Genomic DNA, 13,629 nt, shown 5'->3' on the forward strand with positions numbered 1-13,629 from the left:
TATGATTCAAATATCAGGAATGCATAAAACATTATAGTAATGGATATGAAAAAAAATGTTGCATTGGTTTTGGGAAGTGGCGGAGCAAGAGGCTTAGCTCACATTGGTGTAATTAACGAACTCGAAGAGCAGGGATTCATTATCACATCAGTTAGTGGCACTTCAATCGGTTCATTAATTGGTGGATTTTGTGCTATGGGGAAATTAAATGAATTGACAGAATGGCTTACTACACTTCAAAAAAAGGATGTTTACAGTTTGATGGACCCCACCTTAAGCACGAATGGTCTGTTAAAGGCTGAAAAGGTTTTTAGAAAATTGAATACAATAATTCCGGATGTTCTTATTGAAGATATGAATATTCCGTATGCGGCAGTTGCAACCGATGTAATAAACAGAGAAGAAGTTATATTTACCAAAGGTAGTTTTTATAAGGCTGCGAGAGCATCTATTGCAATCCCCACAATTATTACACCAGTCATATCAGAAAACAGTATTCTTGTTGATGGTGGATTGCTTAATCCAATCCCAGCTAATCGAGTAAAAAGAACAGAAGGCGATATTTTAGTTGTTGTTAATTTGTATGACAGCAATAACCCGGATATATTGTTGTATGAAGAAGACGTTAAGAAACATCTTGCTCCCCAAAAATCATCGATTAGTAATATAGTTATCCTAAACAATAGCATAAATAATATTATAAAGAGAATACAGGACTTTATTCCAACAGGTAATAAAAACAGCCAGGGGTACTATTCGCTGATTCAGTTTACAACTTCTGCTATGCTTGAACAGATTTCAAAATTATCTATAGAGTTGAACAAACCTGATATATTGATAAATATTCCTTTTGATGCAGCAAGAACGTTTGAATTTTACAAGGCAAAGGAGTTGATAGAAGCAGGAAGGAAGGCTGCAAGAATCTGTATAAAACAATACCAAAATATTAACGATAATTAAAATACTTTATCATTAATACTTATGGTGATTTTATCAATTCATCTTATAATGGTCTAAAGTTATTTAAGAAGTAGATCGTAACTGCTTAACAGTCTGTTTGTATGTTAATGCTCACTTGACCGTTCCCAATGATGGATCAGATTCATTTTCTAAAGCTGTACCCTTCGGTAACTGTGTCAATTTTAAATTCTGGTTTTTCAGGAAATTTGTGCAAATTATTTTCCTGTTATTTTTTTTCTGTGATTTATTCCCCAATCTCTTAAAGCTTTAATAACATCACCCAGTGTTTCAGCATAAGAGGACGTATTGTATTCTATCATCACAGGATAGCCTTCAATAATTTTTCTTTCTATCAGTTTATTTTGTTCAAGATCTTTTAATTCATTGGATAAAACTTTAGCCGTGATTTTAGGAATGCTTTTTTGTATTTCAGTAAATCGATGATTCCCTGATGAGATTGAAATCAGAATCAACAACTTCCATTTTCCGCTAATAACATCTATTGCGTCTCTAACTGGCAACATTGCAGAGGAACAATCAGTGTGAACAGATTTTTTCATAAACTTTTTTCTTATCGCTTACCTTTAGGTAACTACTATATATTAGATAGTAAATATATTTAACTTTGTCGAATAAAAAAATATTAATTCTCAAAATAAATTACAGTAAAAATTAACATAATGAAATCAAAAAAAGTAGTTTATTGGATAACAACATCCGTTATTGGCTTGATGATGGTATTTAGCGCCTTCAATTACTTTACAAGTATAGAAGCAATAGAAGGTATGGCCCGGCTTGGATTTCAGCCTTTCTTCGTTAAAGAATTAGGATTCTTTAAAATCTTAGGTGTTTTGGCGCTTGTTATACCACAAGTTCCAATTAAAATAAAAGAATGGGCTTATGCCGGTTTTGGAATTGTTTTTATATCTGCATTCTGGGCACATGTAAATGCAGGTGACCCAGTTTCTATGTCTTCAATGCCTATCATTTTCCTGGTATTGCTTATAGTATCTAACATCTATTTGAATAAAATAAAAGTTTCGAAATGAATTTAACAATCTTTGGTGGAACAGCCGAGACAGGAATACTTGTTATTAAAAAAGCCTTGGAAGCCGAATATCGAGTGACTGCTTTCGCACGCAACCCGGCAAAAATATCCTTTCAAGATAAAATCTTAAAATCATAAAAGGGGAACTTACAGATATTAATCAAATTGAAAAAGCAATGATTGGTGCTGATGTGGTTATCAGCGTTTTGGGGCCAACTGGAAAGACGAAAGGATTGAATATTTCTACAGGTATAAAAAATATCATTTCGGCAATGGAAAGAAATGATGTGAAACGTTTTATAGCAACAGCAACGCCAAGTTTTAAAGTCCCAAATGATAAATTTCAGTTTAGCTTTTCGCTTGCCATTTTTATGATAAAAACTTTAGCAAAAGATGCTTATTGTGATATAGTGGCAACCGGAGAAGCCGTTTCAAATAGTCAGTTAGATTGGACTTTAGTACGCATACCAATGCTGAGCAGAAAACCAGGAACAGGAAAACTGAATATCGGTTATACAGGAACCGATAATGTTAAAGTATTTTCGCTTTCAAGGGAAGACTTGGCTGATTTTTTAATTAAACAAATTAACGATAAAAATTATTTGAAAAAGGCACCTGTTATAAGCAATTAATTATTAATCATTTTTACTTTGAGTGAGTTTGTCACTCTTGAATCGATTTTAAAGATTGGTTTGCATTGAGAAAAATTCTATATTTGACTAATTAAACAAAATAGTCAAATGGAATGGCAAAACCAGAAATCAAATCGATAATAATAAGTGCTGCCACTCAGTATTTTTCAAAATTCGGGTTTTATAAAACAACGATGGATGAGATTGCCAAACACATCCATAAAGCAAAAGGAGTTTTATATTATCACTATAATAGCAAGGAAGAATTATTTAACGAAGTATTAAAGCAGGAGCTTAGTACCGTAAAATCTGAGTTACAGAAGGTTGTTAATTCTGATGAAGATGCTTTAACTGTTCTTAATAACTATTTTTTTAAAAGGCTTGAGTTATTGCATGAATCTGTAAATTACCATGAAACTTTGAAAGCCGATTTTTTTGAAAAATATCATTTTGTAGAGGAAGTTAGGGAAGACTTTACCACGTTTGAGAGAAATAATTTTTATCAGATGCTAAAAAAAGGTGAGGATGAAGGGGTATTGCATTTTAATAATATTGACTCAACAGTAAATATCCTGTTAATGCTGGTCAACTCCATGGAAGTACCGTTATTCCTTCAAAATAAATATTCCGAGTACATTCATACAATTAAAGAACTTGCAGAATTTCTTGTAAAAGGATTAAAATCTTAACAATTTATTAACTCGATTTGACTAAAAGTGTTTTATAGTCAAATATTATTATACATTTGCATTGACTTTAGAACATTAATAGTCAATAATTGCAACAATGTGAAGCATAATAAGAAAATTAGAATTAATAAAAAGTGAATACAATGAAACAATTAAATTGGTTTTTTGCCGTAAGCGCATTAATCCTTGCCGGTTGCAGCACCGGAAATTCAAACATTGATAAAATTGTGCGGGGGAAAGGCATTCCTGTTAAAGTAAGTGAAATCGGTAAAAGTATTAATGCTACCGATCATATGTATATTGGAACCATTGAAGAATCCTTTTCTGTTCCTCTGAGTTTTTTGGTTACCGGAACTGCAGAAAAAGTCCTTGTGGATGAAGGACAAATGGTAAAAAAAGGTCAGTTACTGGCAATTCTTAACAATGAAAGTTATCAAAATATGTATCAGGTTGCATTATCAAAGGCTAAGCAAGCAGAGGATGCGTACAACCGGCTGGAGCCTATGTATAAAAAAGGGAGCCTGCCTGAAATTAAATATGTAGAAATAAAAACCGGTCTGGATCAAGCTCATTCACTGGCATCAATTTCAGAAAAAAATCTTAATGACTGTAATCTTTATGCCCCTGCGGATGGGATCGTCGGCAGAAGGATGATAGAACCAGGAATGAGTATAATTCCCGGCAAACCGGTTTTTCAATTGGTAAAGATTGACAAAGTAAATGTAAAAATTCCTGTCCCTGAAAATGAAATTGCCGGGATACAAAAAGGACAGGAAGCATATGTAAAAGTAAGTGCTTTAGGTGACCGGAAGTTTGAAGGAGAGGTAACAGAAATTGGTGTATTGTCTAACCCACTTTCTCATACCTATAATATTAAAGTTGCACTAAATAACCCGGACAAGATATTAAAACCCGGAATGGTTTGTAAAGTAAGCATCAATAATCCTGTAATGGGGAACAGAATTGTTGTTCCACTTTCAGTTATACAGGTTGGAGGGGACAAGAGTAAATATGTATATGTAGCCAACTCAAGTAAAGATAAAGTGGTTAAAAGAAATGTTGAGCTAGGCTCTTTAGCTAGCAACGGCGTGGTTATAACAAGCGGCTTATCTGCAGGTGATCTGCTTATTACCGAAGGGTACCAGAAAATAAACGAGAGCACAACCATCCAAATCGTAAGATAATATGAAAAGGTTCGAGATAGTTGAGTCTGCCATGCGACACAGGCAGATCGTATTTTTAATTAGCGCTTTGCTGGTTATACTTGGCGTTTATGCTCTTTTTGTAATGCCCCGGCAGGAATTCCCTCAGTTTACCATCCGGCAGGGATTGGTAATAGGTGTCTATCCCGGTGCCAGTTCCGAAGATGTAGAACAGCAACTGACAACAAAAGTTGAGAAATACTTATTTGGTTATGGAGAAATTAAAAAGGAGAAAACCTATTCAATCTCGAAAGATGGGATGATGATTGTTTTTGTCACTTTAAACGATGATATCAAAAATACCGATGAATTTTGGGCAAAACTAAATCACGGACTGAATACTTTTAAAGCTCAATTGCCTACCGGAGTTTTGGCTTTGCTGTCAGATAATGATTTTGGTGACACTTCGGCTTTGTTGATTACCCTTGAATCAGACCAAAAGACTTACCGTGAACTGGAAAGTTATTTAGATGAACTGGAAAACCGGCTTCGAAGAATTAAATCAGTATCTAAACTTCGTCATTATGGTTTACAAAAGGAACAAATCAGTATATACATTGAAAAAGAAAAGCTTACCAATTACGGGATAAACACTGCAACCCTGGCAGGAAATCTTTTTACACAGGGTTTTACTACAATGAGTGGCACTGTCGATAATGATCAGTTTATTGCGCCGATCCATATTTCGCAATCGTATAACAGCGAACAGGATATTGCCGAGCAAATTATTTATTCCGATCCTACCGGAAACATCATCCGTTTAAAAGACGTGGCGCGAATCGTTCGTGAGTATCCCGATGCAGATAGTTACATTTCTAACAACGGGCACAAAAGTTTATTGATTTCAATGGAAATGCAGCCTGGGAATAACATTGTACAATATGGCAAAGAAGTTAATGAAGTATTGGAACAATTTCAATCTGAATTACAAGGTGATGTAAGCATTGAACGCATTGCCGACCAGCCAAAGGTCGTTAGTGATTCGATTAAGACATTTCTGATAGAAATGCTGTATGCCATTGTTGCCGTTATTATGGTCACCATGGTTTTACTTCCATTTCGGGTAGCAACTGTTGCTGCAACTTCAATTCCTATCACAATTTTTGCCTCGCTTGGGATTATGTATTTAACGGGCATGGAATTAAATACAGTAACCCTTGCCGCATTGATTGTAACCCTGGGGATGATCGTAGATAATTCAATAGTAATTGTAGATAGTTACATGGAAAAACTTGATCAGGGAATGTCGCGATGGCGTGCAGCCATAAGTAGTGCAAAAGGTTTTTTCAAGGCAATATTTTCGGCAACGCTGGCTATTAGTATTACCTTCTTTCCATTTCTATTTACCTCAACGGGAATGATAAAAGATTTTGTCAGACTATTCCCCTGGACTGTGACCATAACATTGGGAATTTCCCTGGCAGTTGCAATGTTGCTAATTCCATTCATCCAGTATACATTTATCAAACAAGGATTCGAACAATCAAAACGCAAGAAAAAGGAAGGCAGACGTAATTTTCTGGATATTGTTCAGCAATCCTATGAAAAGTGGCTCGTAAAGTCGTTTAAGCATCCGAAAATAACCATTGGGACAGGTGTCTTGTCTGTATTACTGGGAGTTGTACTTTTTACTCAGGTACCCGTGCAGTTAATGCCTATTGCCGAACGAAACCAGTTTGCAGTTGAAATATATCTACCTAAAGGTAATTCACTGGAACAAACTGCCTTGGTTGCAGACAGTTTGGAAATAATGATGAAAAAAGATGATCGGGTAAAATCTATTACCTCATTTATTGGTACCAGTTCACCACGTTTTCATACTACTTATGCACCTAAGCTGCCCGCTCGCAATTATGCGCAGTTTATTGTAAATACTCCTTCGAACCGGGCAACAGAAGAAATTCTTGATGAATATACAGACTTTTATGCAGAATATTTCCCCAATGCGCATGTCCGCTTTAAACAGCTCGATTACCAGGAAGCTGCCAACTCAATTGAGATACTTATTTCAGGAAATAATATTGCTAATTTAAAAACAGCCGCTGATTCACTAATTGTTAAAATGCGGACAGTGCCGGAATTAACCTGGGTGCATACCAATTTTGAAGAAATGTTGGCAGGCACACATGTCGATATTAACGATATAGAGGCTAATCGGTTAGGGATTAACAAAACAATTGTAGCCACAAACCTGGCTATGCGTTTTGATGGAGTACCATTAACAACTTTATGGGAAAACGATTATCCGGTTACGGTAAAACTAAAAGCGGAACGCGATCATGAAGTTTCGTACAGCGATATTGAGAACGAATACATTCATTCTCTGATCCCCGGAGTTTCTGTTCCGTTACGTCAAATCGCTGACGTTAAGCCCGACTGGACACAAGGTCAGATAATTCGTCGAAACGGAGTACCAACCATAAGCATTGTAAGCGATGTGAAACGCGGCGTGAATTTGAACCAGATATTCCGATCTGTGAAAAAAATAGCCGATAGTCAACCCTTGCCCGAGGGAACCAGTTTGAGTTATGGTGGCGCGTATGAAACCGATTCGGAGATGCTGCCGCAGGTTACCGGTGGCTTGTTCATGAGTGTCTTTATTATTTTCCTGATCCTGGTGTTTCACTTTCGAAAAATCAACCTGGCCTTACTGGTTATGGGGTCGTCAACTTTAAGTATTATCGGAGCCGTGCTAGGTGTGTTGATCATGGGGCTCAACTTTGGAGTGACCTCCATATTAGGGATTGTCAGCCTGATCGGTATTCTTGTTCGAAACGGCATTATTATGCTCGATTATGCTGAAGAACTTCGACAACATGGAAAGAAAACCGCACTTGAAGCAGCATTTGAAGCAGGTAAACGGCGTATGCGCCCTATCTTCCTTACATCGATGGCTGCATCAATGGGGGTAATTCCTATGATTATCAGTAAAAGTGCCCTTTGGGCGCCTATGGGTGTCGTAATCTGCTTCGGAACAATTACATCTATGATATTTTTAGGTCTCATTCTTCCGGTGGCCTATTGGTTAATTTTCAGGAAAGTGGATAAAAACAAGAAGAAAATAACAATAGCAGAACTTCTGAGTAATTCTAAAATAAAACCGGCATTATTAACACTTGTCCTATTATTTGGCCTGACACCGGTACTTTCTGCTCAAAATCAAAATAATTATACTCTTGAACAATGTAAAACGCTGGCATTACAAAATAATGCCCAAATAAAAAATAAGGTGCTGGATGTCGAATCATCCCAACAGGTAAAAAAAGCTGCTTATACCAAGTACTTTCCACAGGTGGACGCAACCGCATTCGCCTATAAATTTACCGATCCTTTGATAAATATGGAAATGCAGGGAGGAAACCTCCCTGTTTATGATGGAAATCCGGCCAATTTACCATTGGCCACGCAATTTGCTTATTTCCCTTCAGTATCAATTCCGTTAATTGAGGAAGGCGTAATTGGAATGGCAACCGCAACACAGCCTGTTTATGCCGGACAACGAATTTCAACGGGAAACAAACTTGCTGATTTGGGGATAGAGGTTAATCAACTTCAATTAAAATCAACCGAAAAGGAGATTGCTCTTGAAACAGAGAAAAGGTATTGGCAAATTGTTTCACTGGGCGAAAAAATGAAGACCCTGGAAAATTACACCAGTCTGCTGGATACATTACATAAAGAAGTTACTGATGCTCTAAATGCCGGATTAATTACCCGGAATGACTTGTTAAAAGTTGAGCTAAAGCAAAATGAACTGCAAATGAACCGGCTAAAACTTGAGAACGGTACAATTCTGGCTAAAATGGCTTTTTGTCAGTACATCGGTGTGGTTTATGATAAAAACATCAGTTTCGCCGATAGTACAGGATTAACAGAGTCACCGGAACTTATTTACACCGATCATCAGGAAGCGCTGGTTAACCGTGAAGAATATCAATTATTACAAAAAAGTACATCTGCCGAAAAGTATCTGACCAAAATGCAGAAAGGTGAATATATGCCCCAGGTTGCGGTTGGTGTTGGTGCCATGTATCTAGATATTATGGACGATAAGGGAGCTGTTAATGGCTTAGCCTTTGGAACTGTAAAAATCCCTATTTCCGGATGGTGGGAAGCAAAATACAAGATGAAGGAACGCCAGTTTAAAGAAGAGCAGAACCGCAACATGGTAACCGACAATACTGAAAAACTTTTACTTCAGATGCAGCAGGGAAGAAATTCACTCGAAGAAGCATACCAACAAGTTCAACTGGCAGAAATTTCTATCGGTCAGGCTTCTGAAAACTTAAGGGTAACACAGGATAGCTATTCCGCAGGTATGGTTAATATCTCTGATTTACTTGATGCGCAGGCACAGTTGCAGCAATCAACCGATTTGTATGTAGACGCTTTAACTCAATTAAAACTAGCAAAAGTGAATTATCTGCAAATTACCGGGAGGTAATTTCTTTTAGCGAATAGGTTAATATATATAATACAGGATTTAAATGCAGGATATTGTGGTAAATAATCATCATATCCTGCTAAAATAAATTTAACTCTACAGTGTTGCTGAGGGATTTACTATAAAAAATTGAGAAAAAAATACAATTGTTTCCGTGCGAAAGGCTACCACATATATTGTACTAAGTTTGTGTTTATTCTTCACCATTTTTGTTTCGGCTCAAGAGGATTGCATTAATATACAGCGTCCAAAAGTGGCTGTAGTACTAAGTGGTGGCGGAGCAAAAGGTTTTGCCCACATTGGAGTTTTAAAAGTTTTGGAACAGGAAGGAATTCCAATCGATATTATAGTTGGTACCAGTATGGGAAGCCTGATTGGCGGATTTTACTCACTGGGTTCTGACAATCCATTGATTTGAATTTTTTTGAAAAACTTCATCTAATGTATGTTGCAACATATAATGTTTATACATATCTTTGTGCGAAATTCTAAATTGGATGTATGAATAATAAAAGTGTGGTTACTATAGAAATGTTTTATACACTTACTTGCCCAAATTGCAAAATATTGAAAAGAATGTTGGATGAATTAGAAATAGCTGCGAAGTCAGAATTAAATGTCCATCTTATTGATATCAAAATGAGGACATCAATTGGGTATTAAAATGTTTAGTGAGTTTTGCTTGCAATTATACCTGACAGATTTTAAACAAATTATATTTTTGTATGTTTAAACATTAAACGTTTATACATATATTTACATTAGAATTTAAGATGACCTTTTGGTGGAAACAAAAAATAGTACCATTGAAGACTAATGAACTACCCCGCTGCAAGCAGACGGGGTATCTAAAACCCACCGCACATGCTGAATACGCCCCAAGGGGCGGGGAATTGTACCCAAATGAGATTAAATATAAGAAAAATGAAAAACGAAAAATGGACAACGGCTGATATTCCTGATCTCACGGGAAAGGTAATAATTGTTACCGGAGGAAACAGCGGGTTAGGCTACGAATCGGTAAAAGCATTCGCTCAAAACGCCGCAGAAGTTATAATGGCTTGTCGCTCAGTTGAAAAGGGCGAAGTGGCAAGGGCAGAAATCATGAAAAATAAGCCAAATGGCAAAATAAAGATTATGCCGTTAGATTTGATGGATTTATCATCAGTAAGGAATTTTACCGATAAATTTAAAGAAAATTACAACCGTTTGGATGTTCTTCTGAATAATGCGGGTATCATGATTCCTCCTTACGGACTGACCAAAGACGGTTTTGAAAGCCAAATCGGGACTAACCATCTGGGACATTTTGCACTCACCGGACTGCTGAAAGACTTAATTGTAAAAACCCCAAAATCAAGGGTAGTTTCTACAAGTAGCATTGCCCATAAAAGCGGAAAGATGGGTTTTAACAATTTTATGTTTGCTAATGGCAACGGTTATACGCCCATGAAAGCATACGGGCGTTCTAAATTGGCAAACCTGCTGTTCATTTATGAACTCCAAAGGCGTTTCGAAGCAAACAACATCAACAGCATTGCCGTTGCAGCGCACCCAGGCGTATCACAAACCAACCTGATGCGATTCATCGAAGGTAAATTCTACTATCGTTTACTCAAACCGCTGTCTTCGTTTTTTCTTCAAAGTGCGGCAATGGGTGCTTTGCCCCAATTGAGAGCTGCAGTTGACCCGAATGTACAAGGCGGCGATTATTATGGCCCCAATGGTTTTAATGAAATGAAAGGTTCACCCGTAAAGGTTAAATCAATCCCTGCATCTTACAACACCGAAGATGCGAAACAACTTTGGAAATTGTCTGAAAAATTAACTGATATTAACTATAATTTTTAAAAAAATGAACACACTTACACAAGAAATGAAAGACATGATTGCCACACAGCAGTGTTTCGTTGGAACTGTAGATGCTGATGGTTATCCGAATGTTGCGCCAAAACGTTCAACCCGGGTGTTATCGGACAATTCTCTTATATTTTCAGAAGGTACTGGTGGTGCCACCTATGAAAATATTAAAAGAGGTTCAAAAGTTTCCGTGGCTGTTGTAAACAGGGATATTCTTGATGGATATAGGTTTGTTGGAGAGGCTATTTTACACGAAAGTGGAGATTTATATGAACAGTCGGCTGCCATGTCGGTAAAAATGGGAATGCCCAAACCCAGAGCAGTTGTAGTCATTAACATAGCAGAAATACACACGCTTAAGCCTGGACCCACGGCTGGTAAAAAAATTGATTAGAATTGATCATGAAATTTTAAAAATTGATAAAACAATGGAAAGTAAAATAGCCAGTGCAATCGGTATGAAGTATTCACCGGTAGCCGTTTTGTTCACTGATGATAAACCAGAAAACGCGATGCAGTTTAAAGAAGGCCGCTGGGGATGCGTGGTAACTATGTTTATCGCCGCCGCGAAAGGGCGTACTGCCATTTTCGACCGAAAAACTTTTGGCTGCCTCGGTGGTGGGGTCGGACTTGGATTTGGCAACCAGTACGTTCATTTTCCGGGAGGTATCGAGTGCTATGTTTCCACCGGGAATAAAGAATTTGCGCGTACTCCCGAAGCCGCAAACTTTCGAACTTCAACCCCGCTCGATGAAGGCGAAGGGTACTTCAAGTCACCTGAAATCGCCAAAAAGTTCGTGGATGCCTTGCCTATGACCGAAGTGCCGACAACTTACGTTGTTTATAAGCCACTGGATCAGTTGACAGAAGAAGAAACCCCTGAGGTGGTGGTCTTTCTGGCCAATGTTGAACAGTTATCAGCCCTGTCTGTCCTTGCCAACTACGAACGAGGAACCGGCCCAAGCGTGATTATGCCTTTTGGCGCAGGCTGCCATACCCTGGGGATTATTCCTTACGCCGAAGCAAAGTCTGGAGAACCTAGTGCAGTCATCGGTTTGACGGATATTTCCGCACGCCGCCATGTGGATAAAGATCTTCTTTCTTTCGCTGTGCCTTTTTCAATGTTTTTGAAGATGGAAGAAAACGTAGAGGGTAGTTTTCTGAAAAAGGAAGTCTGGATGAATTTAATGGAAAGGAACAATTAAATAAAAACAGAAATATCATGGAATCCGAATTTTATCAGCTAAAAGCTAAAAAGCCCAATGGCGAAATCCTTGAAATGAAAAGCTACAAAGGCAAAACTGTATTGATAGTCAACACAGCTACAAAATGTGGGCTTGCCCCGCAATTTGACGGTTTGGAAACATTGCATCAAAAATATAAAGACAAAGGTTTGGTTGTGTTGGGTTTTCCAAGCGCTCAGTTTTTGAACCAGGAACCCGAAACAAATGAAACCGTGGAAGAAGCTTGCAAAATCAATCACGGAGTAACCTTTCAGCTTACCGAAAAAATTGATGTAAACGGGAAGAATACACATCCGGTATTTGCTTATCTAAAAAGTAAAAAAGGAGGTTTTCTTGGAAATCGCATCAAATGGAATTTTACCAAATTTTTAATCGATAAAAATGGTACTCCGGTAAAGCGTTTTGCCCCGACCGATAAACCGGAAAAAATTGAGAAAGACATTTTGAAATTGATTAACAGTTAGAATAAAAATACATTTTGTTGCAAAATTCGCTGAATGAGAAAATTAAAATTAAGCATACTCGATCAATCTGTCATCAGACCGGGCGGCAATGCCAAAGATGCTATTAATGAAACGGTTGCAACGGTTAAACTGGCCGAAGAATTGGGTTATAGCCGCTTTTGGGTATCGGAACATCATAACTCCGCGCTCATTGCCGGTTCTACACCCGAAGTGCTGATGGTAAAACTGGCCGATGCAACCAACGCCATTCGTATTGGCTCGGGTGGCATTATGTTGCCAAATCACAGCGCTTTAAAGGTAGTTGAAAATTTCAGGATGCTCGAAGTGCTTTTTCCCAATAGGATTGATTTAGGAATTGGACGCGCTCCGGGTACCGATCGGATTACCTCTTCAATCCTTAACCCTTCAAACGATTTTAGCGAGGCAAGTTATTTGCAACAGTTAGAATACATGCAACATTTTTTCAAGGATACGGCTGCCACTAAATACGGCTCGCTGCTCGCGACACCGCGAGCAACTACAATTCCATCGCAATGGATACTAAGTTCCAGTGGCAGTAGCAGTTTAATTGCCGCTAAATTTGGAATGGGACTTAGCATTGCCAAATTTATAAACGGTTTAGTCATTCCACAAGTGGCAGAAACATACCGGAAGAATTTTAAACCATCAGCCGAAAATACTGTACCTCAGGTAATAGTTGCCGTTCAGGTAGTTTGTGCCGAAACCGAAGAAAAAGCAAACCAAATGCGTAAGTTTATTGATTTCGTTTTTGTGCAATTTGAAAAAGGCAATTTCAATGATTTTAAAGATGGAAACTTTATCAAGAATTATGGTTTCTCCCCTTTTGAACAACAAATAATAGAAAGAAATAAAGGACGCATCATTTCGGGAACGACCGATGATGTGAAAGAACAACTCATTAAATTATCAAACGATTTTGAAACCGATGAAATTATGATTACCTCCATGTCTGTTGATTATGAAGCGCGCAGAAAATCATTTGAATTGTTGGCAAATGCTTTTGAGTTAAAGCATATTACATAAACATTTTATTTTTAAATAATTTACACTTAAAAACAAAAAAAT

At 37.5% G+C, this 13,629-nt stretch carries 14 protein-coding genes; 13 read left to right on the forward strand and 1 reads right to left on the reverse strand.

The genetic code is table 11. The annotated features are described in order from the left end of the window. The first annotated feature begins 39 nt into the window (after positions 1-39). A complete protein-coding gene (locus GM418_RS19955) occupies positions 40-960 on the forward strand; it encodes a patatin-like phospholipase family protein (RefSeq protein ID WP_246222747.1) in 921 nt (306 codons plus the stop codon). Positions 961-1,175: 215 nt separating this feature from the next. Here GM418_RS19955 and GM418_RS19960 read toward each other — a convergent pair whose 3' ends face one another. Then, positions 1,176-1,520 carry a winged helix-turn-helix transcriptional regulator gene (locus GM418_RS19960; RefSeq protein WP_158869002.1) on the reverse strand — a complete coding sequence of 115 codons (345 nt, stop codon included), beginning with the start codon at positions 1,518-1,520 and terminating at the stop codon, positions 1,176-1,178. A gap of 120 nt (positions 1,521-1,640) precedes the next feature. Between GM418_RS19960 and GM418_RS19965 the strand changes: the two genes are divergently transcribed. From GM418_RS19965 to GM418_RS20020, 12 genes are all read left to right on the forward strand, one after another. Next, complete coding sequence (locus GM418_RS19965; protein WP_158869003.1) at positions 1,641-2,009, forward strand: DoxX family protein; 369 nt, start codon at positions 1,641-1,643, stop codon at positions 2,007-2,009. Next, positions 2,006-2,146 carry an NAD(P)H-binding protein gene (locus GM418_RS19970; protein ID WP_158869004.1) on the forward strand — a complete coding sequence of 47 codons (141 nt, stop codon included), beginning with the start codon at positions 2,006-2,008 and terminating at the stop codon, positions 2,144-2,146. Before GM418_RS19965 ends, GM418_RS19970 begins: the two co-directional genes overlap by 4 nt. A 38-nt stretch (positions 2,147-2,184) precedes the next feature. Next, a complete protein-coding gene (locus GM418_RS19975) occupies positions 2,185-2,640 on the forward strand; it encodes an NAD(P)-dependent oxidoreductase (protein ID WP_246222748.1) in 456 nt (151 codons plus the stop codon). Between the two features lie 113 nt (positions 2,641-2,753). Next, positions 2,754-3,329 carry a TetR/AcrR family transcriptional regulator gene (locus GM418_RS19980; RefSeq protein ID WP_158869005.1) on the forward strand — a complete coding sequence of 192 codons (576 nt, stop codon included), beginning with the start codon at positions 2,754-2,756 and terminating at the stop codon, positions 3,327-3,329. Positions 3,330-3,472: 143 nt separating this feature from the next. Then, entirely contained in the window at positions 3,473-4,513 is a 1,041-nt protein-coding gene (locus tag GM418_RS19985; RefSeq protein ID WP_158869006.1) for an efflux RND transporter periplasmic adaptor subunit, read from the forward strand. A gap of 1 nt (position 4,514) precedes the next feature. Continuing rightward, positions 4,515-8,975: an efflux RND transporter permease subunit gene (locus GM418_RS19990; RefSeq protein ID WP_246222749.1), complete on the forward strand. Its 4,461-nt coding sequence runs from the start codon at positions 4,515-4,517 to the stop codon at positions 8,973-8,975. Positions 8,976-9,228: 253 nt separating this feature from the next. Beyond that, a complete protein-coding gene (locus GM418_RS31700; protein ID WP_281350173.1) occupies positions 9,229-9,393 on the forward strand; it encodes a patatin-like phospholipase family protein in 165 nt (54 codons plus the stop codon). 506 nt (positions 9,394-9,899) lie between these two features. Then, complete coding sequence (locus GM418_RS20000; protein ID WP_158869007.1) at positions 9,900-10,826, forward strand: oxidoreductase; 927 nt, start codon at positions 9,900-9,902, stop codon at positions 10,824-10,826. A 4-nt stretch (positions 10,827-10,830) separates the two neighbouring features. After that, on the forward strand, positions 10,831-11,229 hold the full coding sequence (locus GM418_RS20005) for a pyridoxamine 5'-phosphate oxidase family protein (RefSeq protein WP_158869008.1): 399 nt from the start codon (positions 10,831-10,833) through the stop codon (positions 11,227-11,229). Further along, entirely contained in the window at positions 11,222-12,040 is an 819-nt protein-coding gene (locus tag GM418_RS20010) for a DUF169 domain-containing protein (RefSeq protein WP_217447540.1), read from the forward strand. Before GM418_RS20005 ends, GM418_RS20010 begins: the two co-directional genes overlap by 8 nt. A gap of 17 nt (positions 12,041-12,057) precedes the next feature. Continuing rightward, complete coding sequence (locus GM418_RS20015; RefSeq protein WP_158869009.1) at positions 12,058-12,543, forward strand: glutathione peroxidase; 486 nt, start codon at positions 12,058-12,060, stop codon at positions 12,541-12,543. A gap of 33 nt (positions 12,544-12,576) precedes the next feature. Then, positions 12,577-13,587, forward strand: coding sequence for an LLM class flavin-dependent oxidoreductase (locus GM418_RS20020; RefSeq protein WP_158869010.1), 1,011 nt, complete (start codon positions 12,577-12,579; stop codon positions 13,585-13,587). Positions 13,588-13,629 lie beyond the last annotated feature (42 nt).

Origin of the sequence: Maribellus comscasis (assembly GCF_009762775.1) — a bacterium.
In the GTDB taxonomy this organism is placed as follows: domain Bacteria; phylum Bacteroidota; class Bacteroidia; order Bacteroidales; family Prolixibacteraceae; genus Draconibacterium; species Draconibacterium comscasis.

What these genes read in the sequence shown, in the direction of transcription:
- GM418_RS20005 (WP_158869008.1), top strand. Translation starts at nt 10,831, where the DNA reads ATGAACACACTTACACAAGAAATGAAAGACATGATTGCCACACAGCAG.
- GM418_RS20015 (WP_158869009.1), top strand. Translation starts at nt 12,058, where the DNA reads ATGGAATCCGAATTTTATCAGCTAAAAGCTAAAAAGCCCAATGGCGAA.
- GM418_RS19985 (WP_158869006.1), top strand. Translation starts at nt 3,473, where the DNA reads ATGAAACAATTAAATTGGTTTTTTGCCGTAAGCGCATTAATCCTTGCC.
- GM418_RS19955 (WP_246222747.1), top strand. Translation starts at nt 40, where the DNA reads ATGGATATGAAAAAAAATGTTGCATTGGTTTTGGGAAGTGGCGGAGCA.
- GM418_RS19970 (WP_158869004.1), top strand. Translation starts at nt 2,006, where the DNA reads ATGAATTTAACAATCTTTGGTGGAACAGCCGAGACAGGAATACTTGTT.
- GM418_RS20020 (WP_158869010.1), top strand. Translation starts at nt 12,577, where the DNA reads ATGAGAAAATTAAAATTAAGCATACTCGATCAATCTGTCATCAGACCG.
- GM418_RS19965 (WP_158869003.1), top strand. Translation starts at nt 1,641, where the DNA reads ATGAAATCAAAAAAAGTAGTTTATTGGATAACAACATCCGTTATTGGC.
- GM418_RS20000 (WP_158869007.1), top strand. Translation starts at nt 9,900, where the DNA reads ATGAAAAACGAAAAATGGACAACGGCTGATATTCCTGATCTCACGGGA.
- GM418_RS19975 (WP_246222748.1), top strand. Translation starts at nt 2,185, where the DNA reads ATGATTGGTGCTGATGTGGTTATCAGCGTTTTGGGGCCAACTGGAAAG.
- GM418_RS19990 (WP_246222749.1), top strand. Translation starts at nt 4,515, where the DNA reads ATGAAAAGGTTCGAGATAGTTGAGTCTGCCATGCGACACAGGCAGATC.
- GM418_RS19980 (WP_158869005.1), top strand. Translation starts at nt 2,754, where the DNA reads ATGGCAAAACCAGAAATCAAATCGATAATAATAAGTGCTGCCACTCAG.
- GM418_RS19960 (WP_158869002.1), bottom strand. Translation starts at nt 1,520, where the DNA reads ATGAAAAAATCTGTTCACACTGATTGTTCCTCTGCAATGTTGCCAGTT.